Genomic DNA, 19,343 nt, shown 5'->3' with positions numbered 1-19,343 from the left:
ACTAGAGAGGTTGTTCTAGAATGATATTTATGAGTTTGTTAAGCGTCATTCTATTTGTTTTAGCTGTAGCTATTTTCAAACACGCCGTTGAAGGTCGTGATGTTAAATTTGAACTTGTTGTAGAGTTGATATTGATCTTTATTTACTTCATTTTTTATCAGATTGTATTTCATTGAGAATTCAATATTAAGTCATCTAAGGACGGTTTTGTGAACAGTTGCTAGAAATATAGAGGTACTGACCATGTATCAAGAGTTACTTAGAAAAATAGCAGAAGAAAAACCAAGTTATCATGAGGAAGGAATCCAGTGGTTGCTTGATCATTTGGGAGATCCTTCTCCAGAAATTCGCGATGACCTTGTTTTTACAAGCTTTGCTAGAGGAATTCAGGAAGAGCTATTTACACAGGAACAATTTCATTTTATTGCTAAAGTAGTCTCATCTGATGGAGGACTAGACAAAGAGATTGATAAGGTAGACCTGTCAACCCTTGAACGTTCTTTTAGGGCACTTGTTTATGCCAACCTCTTGTCTGCGGATGCCAACCAGCAATCGGTTTTTTATCAGGGATTAAAAGCAGAAATTCGCAATGTCCTTTTAAATCAAGGCTTGCACTATCTTTCAAAAGAAAAAGACACGACAGGTTTTTCAAGTCAGTATGGTTGGGTTCACGCTTTTGCACATGGATCCGATTTACTGACGGAGGTAGTTTGTCATCCAGACTTTCCTAAAAACAGAGTTCATGAAGTATTTGACATACTTGGCCAACTGTTTAAAAGAATTGCGATTCGTTTTACAAATGATGAAGATTGGCGTTTAGCCAGAGTGCTTTATGAACCGATTTTACAAGGGAAGTTGGAGCAAGAACAAGTAGCTTCTTGGATAAAAACAGTTGATTTTCCGATAGAAGAAAGGAAGGATTTTTACAAATTTTCCAACTTTAGATCCTGTTTGTTGGAAGTCTATGTCCAACTTGACCAGAGAAATAGTTTACAAGATGACTTGAAAGAAGCTATCCAGTCTTTTCGATACTAGGGATAAGCTAATAGTTCTATGATTTTCAAAAAACTTTCCAATCAATTTTCTTGAAACCCTTTCCCTCTTTTGATAGACTAGTATCTAGTTTTTGAAAAAAGGAGAAAGAAAATGAAAAAATTTGTTGCTGAGTTAATCGGTACTTTCATGCTTGTGTTCATCGGAACAGGAGCTGTTGTTTTTGGAAATGGTCTTGAGGGACTTGGTCACCTTGGAATTGCTTTTGCCTTTGGTCTGGCAATCGTGGTTGCAGCTTACTCAATCGGAACTGTTTCAGGTGCTCACTTGAACCCAGCTGTTTCGATTGCTATGTTTGTAAACAAACGTTTGTCATCTTCAGAGCTTGTAAACTACATCCTTGGACAAGTAGTTGGAGCTTTCCTTGCGTCTGGTGCTGTCTTCTTCCTCTTGGCTAACTCAGGGATGTCAACTGCTAGTCTTGGTGAAAATGCCTTGGCAAACGGTGTCACTGTCTTTGGTGGTTTCTTGTTTGAAGTTATCGCAACTTTCTTGTTTGTCTTGGTTATCATGACCGTGACTTCAGAAAGCAAGGGCAATGGCGCGATTGCTGGTTTGGTAATCGGTTTGTCCTTGATGGCGATGATTCTTGTTGGATTGAACATCACTGGACTTTCAGTAAACCCAGCTCGTAGCTTGGCACCAGCTGTATTGGTTGGTGGTGCAGCCCTTCAACAAGTTTGGATTTTCATCCTTGCGCCAATCGTTGGTGGCGTTCTTGCAGCACTTGTTGCTAAAAACTTCCTTGGAACAGAAGAATAATTGAAACTCAAAAAGCCTTGCTCCTCATCTTGAGGAACAGGGCTTTTTCGTATGATACTCTTCGAAAATCTCTTCAAACTACGTCAGCTCCATCTGAAACCTCAAAACAGTGTTTTGAGCTGACTTTGTCAGTCTTATCTACAACCTCAAAGCAGTGCTTTGAGCAACCTGCGGCTAGCTTCCTAGTTTGCTTTTTGATTTTCATTGAGTATGAGTTTAACGGTTGTCAATTTTCTCTGGATAAAGGTCGTGTTGGAAGAGGCGTTGTTCTGCCAAGCCTTCATACTTAGTTCCTGGCTTACCGTAGTTGTAGTAGGGATCAATTGAGATGCCACCGCGCGGAGTGAATTTTCCCCAGACTTCTAAATAGCGAGGGTCTAGCAAGTTGACCAAGTCTTTCCCGATGGTGTTGATACAGTTTTCGTGGAAATCTCCGTGGTTTCGGTAGCTAAAGAGGTAGAGTTTGAGGGATTTTGACTCAACACAGAGCTTGTCAGGAATGTAGGAAATATAAATGGTCGCAAAGTCTGGTTGAGCAGTGATTGGACACAGTGAGGTAAATTCAGGACAGTTAAATTTAATGAAATAGTCATTTTCCACATGACGATTGTCAAAAGATTCGAGGACATCTGGTTGATAGTCAAAGATGTAGTTGGTTTCTTTGTTGCCTAGTAGGCTTAGGTTTTTCATTTCTTCTTGTTGTGACATGATTTTTTCTTTCTAATCTTAAACACCACGTTGGTTGTCGTAGAGGAGGGTATGCAGTTGAGGAAGGACGCGGACATTGCCCCAGCTGTCGTCGGCAGCGACGCGTTCCCAGAGTTCTTTGAGGCGGTCCAGTTGGTCTTGGACAATATTGCCTGTGGCCTTGGGCTCAGGATTTCCAGCTGATAAGAAAAGGACATCTGGTTGGTAGCGCTCTTGAATGCCTTTAGCAAAGGCCAAATCTGCATCATCAAAGACAGGAATTTTAAAGGTGACTTTATCTGAATCCAGTTGGGAAACGATAAAGTCCAAGGTCTCAAAGTTGATTTCCATCTTGGATGAAGGAGGTTTGGGACTCAGAGTGACTTGATCGATGTCTTTCAACCAATTTTGCCAGCGAGAGCCTTGAGTTTCAACAGCCAGAGTGACACCACGTTCCTTGAGCTTGGTGACCAGTTCAGCCATGTTGGCTGCTAGGATAGCAGGATTTCCCCCAGATAGGGTGACATAGTCGTAGCTCCCCAATTTATCTAACTCAGCAATGACCTCGTCAGCTGTCATGCGAGTTGGTTTTTCAGAGCCATCCCATGTAAAGGCAGAATCGCACCAGTCGCAGTGGTAGTCGCAACCAGCAGTGCGGACAAACATGGTTTTCTGCCCGATTGCACGGCCTTCGCCTTGAAAGGTTGGGCCAAAAATTTCTAGAACTGGTAGTTTGAGGACACGTTCCCTAGTCATCTAACCACTCCCGTCTAAACTCCGCAAAGGCAGTCGGAGTCTCATAGAGGCGAACGTATTCCAAACGGAGACCGCGCTCGTCTGGCAACTCTTGGTTCATGGTTTGGAAAATCCAGTAAACCATATTTTCAGCAGTCGTGTTCATATAGGGAAGAGTTTCATTGAGATAGCGATGATCCAAGTGGGGCTCTAAGTAGTTCTTGTAGATCGCTTTGATGTCTCCAAAATCGTAGGTCATGCCACGTTCATCTAAAAAACCACTGACAGCAATCTGCAGATGATAGGTGTGGCCGTGCAGGGACTTACATTTTCCCTCATAGTGAAAGAGGTGGTGGGCAGCATCAAAGGTAAATTCTTTTGATACCAAGGTTCTATGAGGGTTGTAGACAAGAGACTCCCCTGTTTCCTGTGTGATTTCTTTGGGTGCAAAAAACATTAGGCCTCTCCTTTCTGTGAGAGATAAACATCTAGACCATGCTGACGTAGGTGGCAGGCTGGGCAATCCCCACAGCCACTGCCGATAATCCCATTGTAGCAGGTTAAGGTCTTTTCACGAACATAGTCAAAGGCACCGAGTTGATCAGCTAGCTCCCAGGTTTCAGCCTTGTCTAGCCACATGAGAGGTGTTTGGATAACAAAGTCGTAATCCATAGCCAGGTTGAGGGTAACATTAAGGGATTTGACAAAGACATCACGGCAGTCAGGATAGCCTGAGAAATCTGTTTCACAGACACCTGTCACGATGTATTTAATGCCACGTTGCTTGGCAAGAACTGCCGCAAAAGATAGAAAGAGGTGGTTGCGACCGTCAACAAAGGTATTGGGAACCTCCCCCTCTTTTTGCTCAATTTCCAGATTAGAAGTCAAGGCATTTTCAGTGATTTGTCCCAGCAGAGACATATCTAGGATGTGATGACGAATGCTCTGTTCCTTAGCGATTTCTTTAGCAACTTGAATTTCGAGATGATGGCGTTGACCGTAGGCAAAGGTGACGGCTTCAACAGTTTCATAGTGTTCTTTAGCCCAAAAGAGGCAGGTTGTGGAATCTTGACCGCCACTAAAGACGACCAAGGCAGATTGACGTTTCATAGTACTCCTTCCAAAATGGGAAATGTTCAGAGCACGCAAAAAGCTCCCTTGAGGGAGCTAAAAAATACCAAGTAGAGGTTTTTTTTAGCGATGGCATGTCCCAAACATCGTAATATTCTATCTACAGTCTAGCATATTTTTTGAAAAATGGCAAAGGGCAAGAAAAAAGAGACCAAAGAAAGTACTTGGTCTCTAGTGTGATTAGCTCAATTCAGCAACGATGGCCTTGATTTGTTCTGCTGTGTGAACGCCAGCAACTTGTTTGACAACTTGGCCGTCTTTTTTGAAGAGAAGAGTTGGGATAGACATGATTCCAAAAGCACGAGCTGTGTTTGGATTTTCATCAACGTCCATTTTAACGATTTTCAAAACATCTTCTGAAAGTTCTTCAGACAATTTGTCCAAGATTGGACCTTGCATACGACATGGACCACACCAAGTTGCCCAGAAGTCTACCAAGACCAAACCGTCTTTTGTTTCTTGTTCGAATGTTGCATCTGTAATTGCTTTTGCCATTGTATTTCTCCTTTTTAGTTATATTGGCTTAAATCTTGTTTCATGAGATAGAAGAAGACATCTCCATAAGTCCCATGGTAGTCCAAATCATGACCGTTGTAGGTTAATTTTTGGACGGGGTAGTAGTCTGCGACGCCGATAAGGCAAGCTTGTTGTGAACGATCAAAGTCTTCATAAGATTCGAAAGTTACAGTTCTTTCGTTCTTGCTGGCATCTAGATAGGTAATTTCAATCATTTTAAAAACTCCTTTATTTAATGATGACTTTATTTTACTCCTTGTAAAAGAGAATGTCAAGAAAAATGATTGCGCACGCAACTTTTTTCTAAAATCATCTTAAATCAAGAAATCCAAACCAGTTTCCAAGCTTTCTTCGACAGCCTTCTGTAGAGAGGCCAGTGTCTTTTGCCCATCACTTGTCAGGCAGATAAAGCTAGAGCGTCTATCTTGATGGCAACATCTTCGACTGATTAAACCGCAATTTTTTGCTTCCAAGCGAGTCACCATACGAGAAACAGCGCTCGGGCTCAGATGAAGCTTGTCTGGCAGGTCAATCTGGCGTAGAGATTTTTCTTGGGCCAAATCCAGATAGTAGAGCAGGTAAAACTCTTTCAAGGTCAGCCTTTGTTCACTCTGATTAGCAACAGTCTCTTCCAAGAGACCTTCAATTTCTTTCTGCCGGCGATTGAAGTCAAACCATTTTTCCAAATAGGTCATAGTATCTCCTTTCTTTTTAGAGTCATAAATAGAAGAATGTCCACTTACGGACAATCTCTGTATCACAAGATGATTGCGCATGCAATAATTATACTACTTTTCAAGAAAGCTGGCAAGAAAGACACTGAATCTTTTATCCTAAATTACGCCTCGTAACTTCTCAAAGTAACTTCCACTTGACTTGCCGAAGTGGAAATTAGTCTAAAACGGATTTTTATGGTGGAATTAAGTATGAGACGTTTGAGTTAGAAATGAGGTCCACTATGACAAAACATAAACACCTTACTCTTTCAGACCGTAATGATATCCAATTAGGCTTAGAGCGCGGTGAAACCTTCAAAGCTATCGGACAATCCATTCTAAAAGACCCAACTACTGTCTCCAAAGAAGTCAAACGAAACAGACAAATTAGAGACTCGACCTCTAACAACCTTCCCTGCCCTCTACTCGATAAGGCTCCCTTTGTCTGTAATGGATGCCCTAAAAGAAGACAAAATTGTGGCTATAAGAAGATCTTCTACCTTGCTAAACAAGCTCAAAAACAGTACGAACAAACTCTTGTCGAGTCTCGTGAAGGAACTCCCCTCAATTCCAAGACCTTCTGGGACATGGACAAAGTCATTTCTGATGGGGTTAAAAAAGGACAACACATCTATCATATCCTCAAAACTCATAACCTTGATGTCAGCTCCTCAACTGTCTATCGACACATCCGAAAAGGTTACCTGTCTATCGCTCCTATTGACCTAGCCAGAGCCGTTAAATTCAAAGAAAGACGGAAAAGTAAGCTACCTTCCATCCCTAAAGAAGCTAAAAAAGGACGTTCCTATGAGGATTTCCAAAACTATTTAGCCCTTAAGCAACTAGACTCTTGGCTAGAAATGGATACAGTTCTGGGGAGGATGGGAGGTAAAGTCCTACTCACCTTCAATCTATCTTTCTGTAACTTTATCTTCGCTAGACTTCTGGATAATAAAACTGCCCTTGAGGTTACCAAACACCTCTATGACATCAAAAACACTCTTCACCAAGCTGACAAAGATTTCTTCCAACTCTTCCCTGTCATTCTTACTGATAATGGTGGAGAGTTTGCCAGGGTTGATGATATTGAAATGGATGTGCGAGGAGAGAGTAAACTCTTCTTTTGTGACCCTAATCGCTCTGACCAGAAAGGGAGAATTGAGAAAAATCACACGCTGATTCGTGACATTCTACCTAAGGGAACTTCTTTTGACAACTTAACTCAAGAGGACATCAATCTCGTCTGCTCTCATGTCAACAGTGTCAAACGTGCTGCTTTGAATGGAAAGTCAGCCTATGAGCTCTTTGCCTTTACCTATGGAGAAGAGATTCCTAAGCTTCTAGGTATTTCTAAAATACCTGCAGAAGACGTCTGCCAGTCGTCTAAATTACTCCAACATAAATTCTAAAAACTAACCTTTAACCGCATTCAAACGTCTCACACTAACTTCCACCATAGCGGAACTTAATCTGAAACGCTTTCAGATGAGAGGATTTTGTGCGCTCTTTTTTTCGATTCTTTTTGCCTACAAAAGCTATGAAATCAAGCATGATTAAAACCAGTGGAACTTACCCTGACACGTATTTCCACTGGTTTTTACGATTTTTATCAGACTAACTTCCACTTGGATTAGCAGTGGAACTTAGTTTGGGAATTTACCCTAAATTACGCCTGTTTATGTTAGTCTTCAATTGCCTGTATCCCCTTTCTTCTCAAACTTTCCTCAACTCTTGTGCATTTCCTTGAAATTTTCTGAAAAAAGAGTAAACTGGTATGCAAGAAGTCTATTTCGTGGAGTTTAGGATGAAATTATATGTTCAATTAATGATTCTCTTTGTGATTTCTCTAATCGGAGAGGGGATTTCCAGTTTCTTTCATTTGCCTATCCCAGGCAGTATTATCGGTTTGATTATTCTCTTTCTAGCCCTACAATTTAAGTGGCTGAGAACCAGACATGTCAACATGGTCGGGAATTTCTTGCTGGCTAATATGACCATTCTCTTTTTGCCACCAGCAGTGGGAATCATGGAAAAGTTTGATGTGATTGCTCCCTACCTTTTGCCCATTGTCTTGATTGTCTTTTTTGCAGCTGTTATCAATATTATCCTTATAGCCCTAGTGGTTCAGTTCATCAAGCGACGGTTTGAGGGAGATTATGAGAAAGGAGATGCCAAATGAGTGAATTTGTTTCCAATCCCCTGTTTGGGCTTGCCCTGTCTATCCTAGCTTATCTAGTGGGAATGCTGATTTACAGACGTTTTCCCCATCCTTTGACAACGCCCTTGCTTTTGTCAGCTGTTTTCATTATTATCTTTCTAAAGGTGACGGGGATTTCTTACCAAGATTATTATCAAGGTGGAGTTTATCTGAACAACTTGATTGTCCCATCGACTGTTGCTCTGGGGATTCCGCTTTATAAGAGTTTTCATTTGATGAAGCACCATGCTCGGAGTATTCTTTTTGGAAGTCTGTTAGCGGTAGTTGTCAATACCTCCTTCACAGCACTTGTAGCTAAAATCTTTGGCATGGACTTTTTCCTAGCCATTTCTCTCTTTCCCAAGTCAGTGACAACCGCTATGGCAGTGGGGATCACAGAAAAATTGCAAGGTCTGACAACTGTGACCTTGGTCGTCGTAGTGGCGACTGGGATTTTAACCAGTGTGATTGGACCAACCCTTTTGAAGTGGTTGAAAATTGACGATCCGGTAGCAGTTGGGCTTTCCCTTGGAGGAACAGGCCATGCAGTCGGAACAGGAACAGCCTTTCGATACGGCTCTGTAGCAGGAGCTATGGGGGGCTTGGCTATCGGTGTTACCGGTATTCTCTATGTCTTTGTCAGCCCTATTGTAGCCAGCTTGATATTGAGTTAAAAAGCAAGGAATTTGAGTTCCTTGCTTTTTAAAATCGTATGTTATAGAGTATTATTTTTCTTTGCTTAAGTGAATGACTTGGTCGTAGTGTTTTAAGTCTTTTTCCGTGTAGTGGTGAATGACTTCAATGACTGTTTGAGGTAGGGAGAAGAGCAAGTCGCTGATCTTTCTGCTATTTTCCAAGTCAAGATTGGCCTTGATTTCATCTGCCAAGATGAGTTGGCTATCATGGTAGAGGGCGCGGGCGATTTCAAGGCGTTGTTTCTCGCCACCAGACAGACTATCATTGCTGAGCGTTCGATTTTTCAAATGTTCTAATCCTGTTTTTTTGAGGATGTAAGTTAAACGTTCCTCCTTTTTATCCAGTCCTAGAAGGATATTGTCGTCCAGAGAGAGCGTGTCAAAGTAATGGCTATCTTGGAGGATATAGGAACTAAAGCTTGTGATTTCTTGACGTGACAGGTTTTGACCAGCAAAGCTAATCTGTCCACTTGTTGGTGTCTCTTCTCCATGAATGATATTGAGCAGGGTTGTCTTACCAGAGCCACTTTCCCCGATAATGGCAATTTTTTCTCCTTGCTTGATGTGCATGGAAATCGGAGACAGGAGGCTATTCCCATCTTTTTCCAGGGAGATGGTGTTAAGCTGGATAGGGAAAATATTTTCTATGCTTCTAGGCGAGATGAAGTCAGACTGGCCCAAAAGTTTTTGGTATTTGTTGAGAAGAGTTCGATTCGCTTTTCGGGTGTTGGTAAAGTAAGCCAACTCTTGGAATTGATAGCCGATATTATGGGAAACTAGATAGATGGCCACAAAACTCGCCGCATCTAAATAGTTATAGTAGGTCATAAAGCCACCGATGACGATTGGTGTGACAGAACAAAAGGCATCGATGCTATTGATCAAGAGACTGTTTAAAGTTCGTTGCTTTTCATAGTTAATTTCGGCATCTAGACTGGTTTGTAATTGCTTTTGGTAGCGAGCAAAAAAGTAGTCCTGCCCCTGATAATGGCGAATTTGTTGGCTACCACCAATAAAATTTGTCAAGCTTGCTAAGTAGCTCTGGTTAACAGTGGACCGCTTTTCAGAAAGTGAATCCAAACGCTTTGATCCGATAGCACTGCAGAGGACAGGAAAGGAGTAGAAGAGGATGAAAATCAAGCCTAGGTAAAAATTGGTCCACAGGGCATAGAGAATGGACACAGTGGTAAAACCCAGAGAAGAAATGATGATAACCGTTGGTTCGATATAGCTTTCTTCTAGTTGCTTGACGTCGTTTTCTAGGTTGGACAAAATATCCTTTTCATCAATCTCATAACTGTTTAAAAATCGTTTGAAAATAGCACTCTTGATTCCATATTTGAAGTCAGTAATCAAACGGGCATAGTAATAGCGTTTCCCAGCTAAGCCTAGTAAGAGGATGAGGTTTCCAAGGATTCCCAAAATCAAAACTTTCCAAAGAAGGCCTAGTTCTTGATTGGTAAAACTGGCAACAATATTCTGAACAAGGGCTGGCGTGATAATTGCTTCCAGCCAAGTAATGGCAATAGAAAAGAAGTAAAGTACGAGGTGTTTCTTAGCAACAAATCTTCTCAGCATAAAGACTTGATCTCCTTATCGATATACATGCAATCAGTTTTAAAGTTATTATACTCCTTTTTATTAAATGCTTCATACTAAAAATGTAATTTTTTTGGGGGGATATATACTATCAATGCTTATTAGGATATAGCAAAAAAATTATAAATATGTGAAATAAGTGTTCATTTTTTATCAGAATGAATCGCTGATACAGGATTAAAAGAACTAAGTATTTCTTTTTGTTTTGAATGCGATACGTGAGTATAGATTTGTGTGACTGATATAGAACTGTGTCCAAGAATTTGTTGAATGTATCGAATATCTACATCATTATCTAGAAGCATTGTCGCAAAGCTATGTCTAAACATATGTGGTGTAATAGTTTTAGATAAGTTATTTTGTTCAACGATTCTCTTTAAAATTAAACGTACACTTTGCTCTGACAATGGTTTAGGCGAATGTTTTCCTGGAAATAGGAAATCATTGGATTCATTTCTTGTTTTATTTATATATGTTTCTAATAAATTGAAGGTTGTTTGATCTCCTAAAAATAGGATACGTTCTTTCTTCCCCTTTCCTATAATATGGAGTGTCTTATTAGAAAGATTAATATCTTTGAGATGAATGTGGCAAAGTTCAGAAATTCTGATGCCTGTTGAAAGCAAAAGGGAAATAATTAGTAGATTTCTTTCGGCTTTTTGTTTTTGATAATCAGTTTTAGATATAACTACTTTCTGTTCTAAATAGATAAAAATGCTTTTTAGAATGTTATACGGAATCGTTTTAGGTAATATTTTTTCAGTTCTAAATTGAAAACGCAATTGATTGAAGGGATTCTCTTCAATTATATGCTGGTATTTCAGATAGTTATAAAACACCTTTATACAAGCAATTTTTCTTCTTAATGTATTCGTTTTTATGTTAGATTGTGTCAACTCTTCGATATAGGATTCGACATTATCATAGTTTGAATTATAAAATTGCATAAGATCATTTTTATAAGCACGAATCGTGTGTGAACTCAAACGCTTATGAGTTTTGCAATAATCTAAGTAAGTAGAAATAAGTTTATAATCCATAAAAATCTCCTTTATCAATAATCATGCTATTATAAACTTATTTGGGTGCTTTGTATAGCGATAATAAATAGTTATCATTAGGAGAAAGTTATGGATATTACAATTATTATTCCAATGAAAGATACCGAAGATCAAATAATGAAATGTTTAGATTCTATCAAAATCAATACGCTTTCTAGAGATAGGTATGAAGTCATCATTATTGACGATGCCTCAAAGCAACCTTCAGAATTTTTATCAGAAAAATATGATATTCATTATTTTTATTCTAAGAAAAGTTTAGGAGCAGGAGGAGCCCGAAATTTAGGACTAAGGATGGCTCGTGGGAAATATATATGCTTTATAGATAGTGATGACTGGATTTCCTACGATTATTTAGAAAAAGGTCTAACATATATGGAGCAATGTGCATCTGAAATTGGAATGTTTACTTTAAAACGTGAATACGACGACATAAAAGATATAATCTACAAGTGTAAGTATAATACTTTGCTACAATTAGGATCTGAAGAGAGTATAAAGGTAATGGCGAAAGAATATAACTTTGATGTAAACATAGTTCCATCAACAACTAATAAAATCTACCTACGTCAATTTTTAATTGACAATAATATATTTTTTCCTGAGAATCGTAAATTTGAAGATTTACTATTCAGTATTAAGACGATGCTTGCAGCTTCTAAATTAATTTGTATTCCTGAGGCAACTTACTTTCATTATCGACGTAAGGGATCAATTGTCCAATCTTTTGAACACAAAAATAGCGAAGATATGTTATTCATTTTGAAAGAAATTAAAGTGTATTTAGAAAACAATAATTATTTTGAAATTTATAAGAAAAGTTTCTATCTTTTTTGTGAACATTTTATGAACCTAATCATTAGACAAATTAATGAATTTTGTAGTGATGAAAATATTAAAAAAGCTGAAATGACTTTTATTGTTAAAAATTTATTACAGCAAATTAACTTAGATGAGTATCTTGCCTCTATTTCAGCAGAAAAACTTAGAATGCATATTCAACCTTACATCATTGATACAAATATACTATAAATATAAATTGTTCTACATGTTCTATTAAATTAATCCTAATATCAGGAAAGTATTTTGTAAATATATTGTAATTTTTGTATTTAAAAATCCCATATGATTCCTAATAAAAATGTGTTGGCAATTCATTGGAAATCATATGGGAAAAATATATTTTATTATTTAAAAATTGAAATGACTACGCTAGAATAGGTATATGGAGTATTCGAACGTAATCACTTTACTTTACTGTATTAATAATTAGACTCCCTTACCATATTGAACGAGGATCAAAATAAAACGTATTATCTTTCAGCTCACCACCTAAATAAAATTCAACATGAGCTGGTGAACAACTTAGTTTAAGATTGTGTAAATTAATATTTTTATAATGATTAGGAAGAGGGGAACTATCAATTAATCTCAATTTGTTTTCAATTTCTAGATATTGATTATTTTGGACTAATTCTAAATAATTAAATATGTTAGCAAAAAATAGTTGTTGACGAGCCCTGTAGGGACGTTTCCCCGAATCGTAGATTTCTTTGATTAAGTTTTTAAGAGTTGTTTGATCATCTAAAATGATAGCTCCAGCTACCAATCCGAGAATATACTTTTTATAGTCGTTAAGGTAGTCCTTTTTTAAGATACTAACTTTCTGTAGGATAATTAAGAATTGCTCTTGCTTAGGATTCTCTAAAAATTTTATAAATAATTTCTCTATTTCTAAAAAATAATTATATTTATCAATTGAAATAGGTTCAATTTGAAATAAAATTTCTTTGGCAAGTGTTATATTACTTGAATAAAAGATTCTCGCAAGGCGTTGGGTGTAAATTTTTCCATATTCATCTACTTTTGAATAGTTCATAAATTCTTCTAAGAGCTTACAATCTAGTGCTAAGGTGTTCTCTGTTTTAACCAGAGCCTCCAAAAATTTTTGGTTAGATTTAATCGTCTGAACTTGATCATGATTTACATTACGATAGGATAACAAATTATGGAACTTCTTGCTATGTTTTCGAAATTGTTCTAAGCGATAGTTTTCATAATCACTATTGATTATTTCATAGACTACACTTAATATAATATTTAAAAAAATTTCAGATTCACTATTATATTTTAATTTTGCATCAAGTATATTGAAAAGTTTTAAAAATTCTGCAGATCCACTACTATCTTGCCCAACATTTGCATTAGCCATTGCAAAAAAATAGTGCAGTAAATAATAATCATTTTGAAATCTATAGAACAACCTCATGTAGTTGTCTCCCCCTTTAAATTTGCGAAGGAGATAGTAAATTGAATGATATTCTTGATGAGAAAAATATTGTTGAAGCGTAGCAATTGCTTCTTGACTTTTTTCTCTATTCTTATCTATAAATAAGGAGACAAATATTTCTTGGAGGGGATGATTGAAATTTATATTTTCAGAGATAAATAATTCATTCCCATTGTCTATAATCCAGTTCAAGAACTCCTCTAATAAATTAGAAGAGAATGGTACTAGTTGTTGGTTGATGTCAAAACCTAGAAAATTTTTTTCCAATAAAGATATTGTTGCTTCGCTATATATTTGAATATCATTTGGTGGGAGACTATAGTTCAAGAAAACAGACTTTACTACTTCAAGTTCCTCTTTGCTTAAATCTTCAAAACTTTTAATATTCTCGTTGCTACTGAAATGAATTAATAGTTTAGCGGGTTCGAGTTTTAAGATAGGAAAAGTATTTAAGTCCTGTAATTGTTTTATATTCTTAATGGATTCTTTTAATGGTTCATAGATTGGGTTTATTCCGTCCAGGGATAATACTTCTGATATGTGAATGACATCTTTTGGAAAAGTTAATGGATTTGTTGAAGTAACGACAAAGAAAATATTGTAATCTTCATTATAGCAAGCTTGAATTATATGTTCAAAAAATTCTTTGTATTCGTTTGATAAAAATTGAAAGTTTTCTACAATAACTAATTTAAAGAATTGAGTTTCCTTAAATTGCTGAAAAAAGTCCGTTAGAATATCTAATTGAAAATATCTAAAAAGTGCTTCGTAATTTTTAGCTTGATACTGTTGTATAAATGATTTTAAGGAACTACTGAGAGGAGTTGGATAATCTTCTTTGATGACCAGATCGTGTAGCAACGGGAACAAAATAAAATGCACTAGCTGAACTAAATTTTCTAAATTGCAGACATCATCCGATGAAAATGATATAAATATTTTGGGGAATTGCTGAATAGTAGGTGATGAAAAATAATTTTTGACTAGATAGCTTTTTCCATATTTATAGGGAGAAATAATTGAAAAAATCTGAGTAGTTTTAGTATGATTCCTAGTTGTTTTACAATTTTCTTCCAATCTCTGTCTGACATTCTCTTGTGATTTTATATAAATAGGTTTCATAACAGTATTTTTTATTAAAGTAAAATGCTTAGGACTAAGAATTGAAATTTTGGTACTATTAGATTTCTTACATAAATCGAAAAAATGATAGATGGAATAACTGTCTTGATTTTTTTCGTAAATAAAAGAATTATTCTGGCTACCATTGGGTGAAGCATCATACCTATCGTCAGGAACTATTTGAAATTCTATTTGAATATGATTTTCACCAGAATTTACCGGAATCTCCTTAAGAGAAGATGTACCAACAATTCTCCAGGGATATTTTCCTATATTGTTAGGTAAAATTTCTATTATGTCATCATTGTAAGAAAAAAATGAAAAGGACAATCGATAGCGTGTATTGTACGACAGGTAGTCTACTGAAAAATTGGGGTTTCGAATGGCATAGGAATTTATCGTGGTCACTTCAACAAATCTAGTTGAAGTAGTTTCAATTTCTGATATATCAATATCTTTTTCTGAGATATTAGAAGAAAAAAATTCTTTGATATATTTGGGATTACGTTTTAACCAACTTTCTAGATTTGTTTTAGTTATAAAATGTACAACCGCTTTGGGAGAAATTTCGGTAATTGCAGTTTTTATATTAATAATATTCTCAGTAGAAATATTCGAATTAGTAACAAAGAAATATTTTTTAACATTTTTTTGTAAGATAGAAGTGACAATAGTCGCATCAAGACGATACCGAGATAGTTTTTCTTTGGAGGTATATTTTGCTTCCATCCACCACCTAATAAATTGGCCGTCTTCTATAAAAAAGACGACCTGCGCATCTCTATTTCCATCACGAGTTTCTTTTGTTGGGGTCCAATTTCTCTCACTGGGATAAACTTTTTCAACATATTTTAGTGCTAATACTTCAAAAGTTTTATCATTTTTGGGTTTTAGATATTGCCAAATATTCAATTTTATAAATCTCCTAATGATAACTATTTATTATCGCTAGTATATCATAAAAATTAGTATTTCACTAATTTTATAGTGGATGATAAAGAGATAAAAAACAAAGAAACATTGTTTGGTATAACGCATTTAACTTTCTATAGAATATTCAATCTAGATTATCTTTTATAAATCTAGATTGAATAAAAGTCTAATAAGTAGGAGAGGTTCTTTTCCATAATTTCTCGAATAGAACACAAAAAGCGAACAAAACAGAATTTGTTGTTTCGATTCGCTTTTTGAATTATTATCTAGATTTTTCTTGCACCTCTGATAACATTTAGTCTGAGCAGGTACACTAATAGCTGATGGAATAAAATGTGTACTTTAGATTATTTCCAAGCGCCACTGGCATCTACATAGTAGCCATCTGGTGTGTAGGTATTGTGAAGCATCTTACCAGTTGAATCAAGATAGTACCACTGACCGCCATCTTTGACCCAACCAGTCGTCATAGCACCTGAGTTGTTTAGATAATACCAAGAGCCACTATCTTTGATCCAACCTGTTGCCATTGAACCTGAGTCTTTTAGGTAATACCAAGAGCCGTTATCATATAACCAATCAGCTGAAATCATGGCTCCTGATGATTTAAAGGCATACCAGTTGCCACCTTGATAGAGCCAAGTTTGATTAAACATAACCCCTTTATCATTCATAAAGTACCAGTTTCCATTGTCCTTAACCCAATCGTTCTGCACTAGTTGACCTTGTTTTTGATAGTACCACTTTTCACTGTAATTATTTTTTAGCCAGCTTTCTGCTTTTACAATCGGATAAAGTGTTTTGAAGGCTCCTCCCCCCCTGTAGGAATGACTGATAACTCCTGGTTTTTCAAGTTTCAATTCTACATAGTCGTCTGCCCAAGCAAATACTTTTTGACCATTGACAGTCTCTGGTAAGGTAGCAGTGTAGGTCTTGGTTTGATAGTCCCATTTTGCATCAAGGTAGGTGTATTGATTATTTGATTCTTTAATATGGTAGTAGCCACTCTTTCCACCATTATATACGTCATCTACCACTTTAGTGGACCAGGTCTTTACTTCATTTCCGCTCTTGGCTTCTACCTTGATATCTCCTCTATAGCCATAAGGTACATAGAAATTCAGATAACGACCCTCTACACCCATCATAGACTTATCCTTTTCTTTACCTAGGAAATTGACTGTCTGATCTTGACCATTGAGACTAACCGTCCACTCGATTTTCTCAGTTTTTGGCAAATCCAATACTTTGATATCTACTTCATTGCCATTATTAAATCGGAGAATTTTGCCATCTTGATACCAAACATCACCCTTAATAACCCATTCTTCTTTAAGCTCAAATGCCTGCCCTGAATGAGGGAAAGCCAGTAAGGCTAGACCAGCTAAAGACAAACCAAATAATGTGATTTTTTTTGATACTTTCATTTTCTTAACTCCTTATTTTTGGAATAAAACAAATTGACTGTTTTCTGGATAAACTTCAATATGTTGTTTATGATTTTGTTTTAAGACTTGTTCACGTGAGTAAGAATACAATTCGTTTAACGTGATTCTATTGTTATAATTTTGATCAGCAATTAAAGAACCTTGAGATTGCTGTACAGGGTTCCATCCTGAACCTAAAGACCAATATTTAGTTGCCAAACTTAAAGCTCCGCCGCTAGAGTATTCTGACGAACTTGATGAGCAGAGTACTAAAAATTTAGAGTCAATCATCTCACCTGCTTTTTCGCCACCATTCATATTAGAAAAACCTGATACAAATTCATCTAAATCAAAATATTTCGTAGAGGCTTCTTCATTGGCTTCACCTGTATTATCTTTAGAAATAATTGTCCCAGCGTGACAACAATCTAGCATAATCACAAACTTACCTTTATATTGTTTCAGTATAGATGCCAATTCCCAGCCTGAAAATGATGTTTTATCGCTACCAATGGCTATCGTCCCGTCTTTTCCTCCATGGCAAGTAAAGTAAAGGTAGTTCACATCGCTTTCGCTAGAAGATTTGAAAAGTTCTTCCATTTTTGCAATAATCTCGGACTTAGTTTTATCTGGGAAACGAACAACTTTACTAAAGTTTTGGTTGCTAAAAACCTTTTCCATAGTATTAACGTCTTCGATAGGTACTGCTCTCGTTGATGTTTCACCAAGAACTAAAGCACGGCGATTAATCGTTTGTCTTGCTCCACTACTAGCAAAGAAATAAGTATCATCTCCAATATTGTGCCAACCTGTCTGCATAGCACCACTAGTAGATAGATAATATTCGTTTCCACCGATAGTCTGTAATCCTGTTTTCATGGCATCACTATCATCTAGATAATACCATTTCCCATATTCTTTAATCCAACCTGTCTTCATCCAACCTTCATTATCAAAATAGTACCAGGTGCCATTTATTTGTTCCCATCCATTTGCAGTATAAGAACCATCAGAATGTTTATACCACCAACGGCTACCAGACTTTTTCCAACTTCCACTTGACTTACTATAAGTTGTTTGAGAGGATGATTCTTGAGCATAAACTGGACTATTTACTGGTAGTGTTGACACTAGGCTCAGTAAAGCAACTGTTGACAATAAAATTTTTTTCATGATATGATTGTCCTTTCTATTTTATTTTTGTATAATCATATCACAAATAAAAAAACCAGGTTTTATTTTTTGCAGAAATGGAAGAGGAATATTATGGAAAATTTTGGAGCAGTTTTAAAGGATATTCGTATTTCAAAAAATTTTCGTCTTAAAGATTTGGCTTGTGATAAGATTAGTGAATCAACTATTTCTCGTTTCGAAAATGGGATTACCAAATTATCTATTGATCATTTTTACATGTTGTTAAATCGCCTGGGGGTATCATTTTCGGAATTTGAAGAATTAGTTCATTGCTATTATTCCAAAAAAGAATGTTTTTTTGAAGAACTAGAGCATGCTGTGAACTCTTCAGATATCGTTTTGTTACAAGAACTAATAAAGAAAATAGAACTAAAACAAAAGCAGGAAAAAAGTTTATGCCATTGTCACATAAAGTTGATTGCTGAACAACAGATTAATCGCCTTGCAAACCTTCCTTACAATGCCTCTAAATGTAATGAGTTAATCAAGTACTTGCTTTCTGTAGATAATTGGATGGAGTATGAACTAAAAATTTTCTATAATTCGGTGTTTTTTATGAATACTAAGACCATAAGCTTACTATATAGAGCGGTAATCAAGAAAACACGACATTTTTTAAAAACAGATATGGGCACACATAGAGTAATTCCTTTATATTTATTTAATTTAGAATTATTATTAAAAAATAATTTGTTAGATAACGCTCAATTTTTTATAGATGATTTAGAAAATTTACTGACCAGACAAGGATATTATTTTGAAAAGACTTATTTGCTTTTTTTAAAAGGTATTTATCTCATAAAAACGAATCAAGTAGAGTTAGGCAAAAAAGAATGTTCCAAAGCTATGAGAATATTTAAAGAATATAATGACAGTGACACAATAGAGAAATTAGACAAGACCTTCAAATTAGATTTTGTTATTTAATTGGTTAGAAGGATTTGTCTGTAAGATAAAGTTAGATAGACAATGAGATAAAAGAAAAAGGATAGCTTCTCCGCGATGAGATGTTATCCTTTTTGATTATGAAACTATTGCAAATTAACCTTGTTTCTCAAGATGTAGTAGGTTCCGAGATAAAAGATAGCTATGAAAATGAGTTCTTCCAAAATGCCTGTACTTGCTCCCATATAGAAATTGCTAAATTCCCAAACGAAGTTCCGCTGTTAGTAGAAGTGGAAGTTAGTCTGATAAAAATCCTAAAAACCAGTGGAATTCCGTGTCA

Annotated in this window: 21 protein-coding genes; 8 read left to right on the top strand and 13 right to left on the bottom strand. The window is 36.3% G+C overall.

Annotated features, from left to right (window positions below; translation table 11 throughout):
- Positions 1-243: 243 nt before the first annotated feature.
- Positions 244-1,035, top strand: a complete 792-nt coding sequence (locus CJ239_RS09530) for a DUF2785 domain-containing protein (RefSeq protein ID WP_102211383.1) — start codon at positions 244-246, stop codon at positions 1,033-1,035.
- Between the two features lie 111 nt (positions 1,036-1,146).
- Positions 1,147-1,815: an MIP/aquaporin family protein gene (locus CJ239_RS09525; RefSeq protein ID WP_102211382.1), complete on the top strand. Its 669-nt coding sequence runs from the start codon at positions 1,147-1,149 to the stop codon at positions 1,813-1,815.
- Between the two features lie 73 nt (positions 1,816-1,888).
- Here the strand turns inward: CJ239_RS09525 and CJ239_RS12280 are convergent, their stop codons facing one another.
- The 8 genes from CJ239_RS12280 to CJ239_RS09490 all read right to left on the bottom strand — a co-directional run bounded on the left by CJ239_RS12280 (position 1,889) and on the right by CJ239_RS09490 (position 5,579).
- Complete coding sequence (locus tag CJ239_RS12280) at positions 1,889-2,020, bottom strand: hypothetical protein (protein WP_257994528.1); 132 nt, start codon at positions 2,018-2,020, stop codon at positions 1,889-1,891.
- 11 nt (positions 2,021-2,031) lie between these two features.
- Positions 2,032-2,523: a preQ(1) synthase gene (gene queF / locus CJ239_RS09520; RefSeq protein WP_000082575.1), complete on the bottom strand. Its 492-nt coding sequence runs from the start codon at positions 2,521-2,523 to the stop codon at positions 2,032-2,034.
- An 18-nt stretch (positions 2,524-2,541) separates the two neighbouring features.
- Positions 2,542-3,258, bottom strand: a complete 717-nt coding sequence (gene queE / locus CJ239_RS09515; RefSeq protein WP_102211381.1) for a 7-carboxy-7-deazaguanine synthase QueE — start codon at positions 3,256-3,258, stop codon at positions 2,542-2,544.
- Positions 3,251-3,694, bottom strand: coding sequence for a 6-carboxytetrahydropterin synthase QueD (gene queD, locus CJ239_RS09510; protein ID WP_102211380.1), 444 nt, complete (start codon positions 3,692-3,694; stop codon positions 3,251-3,253). Before queD ends, queE begins: the two co-directional genes overlap by 8 nt.
- Positions 3,694-4,347: a 7-cyano-7-deazaguanine synthase QueC gene (gene queC / locus CJ239_RS09505; RefSeq protein ID WP_102211379.1), complete on the bottom strand. Its 654-nt coding sequence runs from the start codon at positions 4,345-4,347 to the stop codon at positions 3,694-3,696. Before queC ends, queD begins: the two co-directional genes overlap by 1 nt.
- A 201-nt stretch (positions 4,348-4,548) precedes the next feature.
- Positions 4,549-4,863 (bottom strand): thioredoxin, encoded by a 315-nt coding sequence (trxA, locus tag CJ239_RS09500; RefSeq protein WP_001029581.1) that lies wholly within the window; start codon positions 4,861-4,863, stop codon positions 4,549-4,551.
- A 14-nt stretch (positions 4,864-4,877) separates the two neighbouring features.
- Positions 4,878-5,099 carry a DUF4649 family protein gene (locus CJ239_RS09495; protein WP_000570256.1) on the bottom strand — a complete coding sequence of 74 codons (222 nt, stop codon included), beginning with the start codon at positions 5,097-5,099 and terminating at the stop codon, positions 4,878-4,880.
- A 99-nt stretch (positions 5,100-5,198) separates the two neighbouring features.
- The gene (locus tag CJ239_RS09490; protein ID WP_102211378.1) at positions 5,199-5,579 is read right to left on the bottom strand and encodes a MarR family transcriptional regulator; all 381 of its coding nucleotides are present in this window, start codon (positions 5,577-5,579) and stop codon (positions 5,199-5,201) included.
- Between the two features lie 263 nt (positions 5,580-5,842).
- Here CJ239_RS09490 and CJ239_RS09485 point away from each other — a divergent pair, with 263 nt between their 5' ends.
- The 3 genes from CJ239_RS09485 to CJ239_RS09475 all read left to right on the top strand — a co-directional run bounded on the left by CJ239_RS09485 (position 5,843) and on the right by CJ239_RS09475 (position 8,471).
- Positions 5,843-7,009 carry an IS30 family transposase gene (locus CJ239_RS09485; protein WP_079453585.1) on the top strand — a complete coding sequence of 389 codons (1,167 nt, stop codon included), beginning with the start codon at positions 5,843-5,845 and terminating at the stop codon, positions 7,007-7,009.
- Between the two features lie 395 nt (positions 7,010-7,404).
- Positions 7,405-7,779, top strand: coding sequence for a CidA/LrgA family protein (locus CJ239_RS09480; protein WP_000781325.1), 375 nt, complete (start codon positions 7,405-7,407; stop codon positions 7,777-7,779).
- Positions 7,776-8,471: an LrgB family protein gene (locus CJ239_RS09475; protein WP_001288952.1), complete on the top strand. Its 696-nt coding sequence runs from the start codon at positions 7,776-7,778 to the stop codon at positions 8,469-8,471. Before CJ239_RS09480 ends, CJ239_RS09475 begins: the two co-directional genes overlap by 4 nt.
- 51 nt (positions 8,472-8,522) lie before the next feature.
- Here CJ239_RS09475 and CJ239_RS09470 read toward each other — a convergent pair whose 3' ends face one another.
- Positions 8,523-10,070: an ABC transporter ATP-binding protein gene (locus CJ239_RS09470; protein ID WP_102211377.1), complete on the bottom strand. Its 1,548-nt coding sequence runs from the start codon at positions 10,068-10,070 to the stop codon at positions 8,523-8,525.
- A 164-nt stretch (positions 10,071-10,234) separates the two neighbouring features.
- Entirely contained in the window at positions 10,235-11,131 is an 897-nt protein-coding gene (locus CJ239_RS09465) for a tyrosine-type recombinase/integrase (protein ID WP_102211376.1), read from the bottom strand.
- 90 nt (positions 11,132-11,221) lie between these two features.
- Here CJ239_RS09465 and CJ239_RS09460 point away from each other — a divergent pair, with 90 nt between their 5' ends.
- Entirely contained in the window at positions 11,222-12,184 is a 963-nt protein-coding gene (locus CJ239_RS09460; protein WP_102211375.1) for a glycosyltransferase family 2 protein, read from the top strand.
- 247 nt (positions 12,185-12,431) lie between these two features.
- Here CJ239_RS09460 and CJ239_RS09455 read toward each other — a convergent pair whose 3' ends face one another.
- The 3 genes from CJ239_RS09455 to CJ239_RS09445 form a co-directional block, all read right to left on the bottom strand.
- Complete coding sequence (locus tag CJ239_RS09455; RefSeq protein ID WP_102211374.1) at positions 12,432-15,476, bottom strand: hypothetical protein; 3,045 nt, start codon at positions 15,474-15,476, stop codon at positions 12,432-12,434.
- A gap of 368 nt (positions 15,477-15,844) precedes the next feature.
- Entirely contained in the window at positions 15,845-16,924 is a 1,080-nt protein-coding gene (locus tag CJ239_RS09450; protein ID WP_180958263.1) for an N-acetylmuramoyl-L-alanine amidase family protein, read from the bottom strand.
- Positions 16,925-16,936: 12 nt separating this feature from the next.
- Positions 16,937-18,097 carry a caspase family protein gene (locus CJ239_RS09445; RefSeq protein WP_102211373.1) on the bottom strand — a complete coding sequence of 387 codons (1,161 nt, stop codon included), beginning with the start codon at positions 18,095-18,097 and terminating at the stop codon, positions 16,937-16,939.
- Between the two features lie 93 nt (positions 18,098-18,190).
- Between CJ239_RS09445 and CJ239_RS09440 the strand changes: the two genes are divergently transcribed.
- Positions 18,191-19,045, top strand: a complete 855-nt coding sequence (locus CJ239_RS09440) for a helix-turn-helix domain-containing protein (protein WP_102211372.1) — start codon at positions 18,191-18,193, stop codon at positions 19,043-19,045.
- A 98-nt stretch (positions 19,046-19,143) separates the two neighbouring features.
- Positions 19,144-19,343, top strand: a 200-nt coding sequence (locus CJ239_RS12435) for a hypothetical protein (protein WP_180958262.1), incomplete at its 3' end; no start/stop codon positions are given.

The sequence above is a fragment of the Streptococcus sp. UMB0029 genome (genome assembly GCF_002871495.1).
Lineage (GTDB): Bacteria > Bacillota > Bacilli > Lactobacillales > Streptococcaceae > Streptococcus.
The sequence above is the reverse complement of the archived record's forward strand: the minus strand, read 5'-3'. Positions and strand labels throughout refer to the sequence as shown.

Coding starts and splice junctions, on each gene's coding strand:
- CJ239_RS09485 (WP_079453585.1), top strand. CDS start 5,843: ATGACAAAACATAAACACCTTACTCTTTCAGACCGTAATGATATCCAA.
- CJ239_RS09475 (WP_001288952.1), top strand. CDS start 7,776: ATGAGTGAATTTGTTTCCAATCCCCTGTTTGGGCTTGCCCTGTCTATC.
- CJ239_RS09470 (WP_102211377.1), bottom strand. CDS start 10,070: ATGCTGAGAAGATTTGTTGCTAAGAAACACCTCGTACTTTACTTCTTT.
- queE (WP_102211381.1), bottom strand. CDS start 3,258: ATGACTAGGGAACGTGTCCTCAAACTACCAGTTCTAGAAATTTTTGGC.
- CJ239_RS09490 (WP_102211378.1), bottom strand. CDS start 5,579: ATGACCTATTTGGAAAAATGGTTTGACTTCAATCGCCGGCAGAAAGAA.
- trxA (WP_001029581.1), bottom strand. CDS start 4,863: ATGGCAAAAGCAATTACAGATGCAACATTCGAACAAGAAACAAAAGAC.
- CJ239_RS09495 (WP_000570256.1), bottom strand. CDS start 5,099: ATGATTGAAATTACCTATCTAGATGCCAGCAAGAACGAAAGAACTGTA.
- queD (WP_102211380.1), bottom strand. CDS start 3,694: ATGTTTTTTGCACCCAAAGAAATCACACAGGAAACAGGGGAGTCTCTT.
- queF (WP_000082575.1), bottom strand. CDS start 2,523: ATGTCACAACAAGAAGAAATGAAAAACCTAAGCCTACTAGGCAACAAA.
- CJ239_RS09480 (WP_000781325.1), top strand. CDS start 7,405: ATGAAATTATATGTTCAATTAATGATTCTCTTTGTGATTTCTCTAATC.
- queC (WP_102211379.1), bottom strand. CDS start 4,347: ATGAAACGTCAATCTGCCTTGGTCGTCTTTAGTGGCGGTCAAGATTCC.
- CJ239_RS09450 (WP_180958263.1), bottom strand. CDS start 16,924: ATGAAAGTATCAAAAAAAATCACATTATTTGGTTTGTCTTTAGCTGGT.
- CJ239_RS09460 (WP_102211375.1), top strand. CDS start 11,222: ATGGATATTACAATTATTATTCCAATGAAAGATACCGAAGATCAAATA.
- CJ239_RS12280 (WP_257994528.1), bottom strand. CDS start 2,020: ATGAAAATCAAAAAGCAAACTAGGAAGCTAGCCGCAGGTTGCTCAAAG.
- CJ239_RS09530 (WP_102211383.1), top strand. CDS start 244: ATGTATCAAGAGTTACTTAGAAAAATAGCAGAAGAAAAACCAAGTTAT.
- CJ239_RS09445 (WP_102211373.1), bottom strand. CDS start 18,097: ATGAAAAAAATTTTATTGTCAACAGTTGCTTTACTGAGCCTAGTGTCA.
- CJ239_RS09465 (WP_102211376.1), bottom strand. CDS start 11,131: ATGGATTATAAACTTATTTCTACTTACTTAGATTATTGCAAAACTCAT.
- CJ239_RS09525 (WP_102211382.1), top strand. CDS start 1,147: ATGAAAAAATTTGTTGCTGAGTTAATCGGTACTTTCATGCTTGTGTTC.
- CJ239_RS09440 (WP_102211372.1), top strand. CDS start 18,191: ATGGAAAATTTTGGAGCAGTTTTAAAGGATATTCGTATTTCAAAAAAT.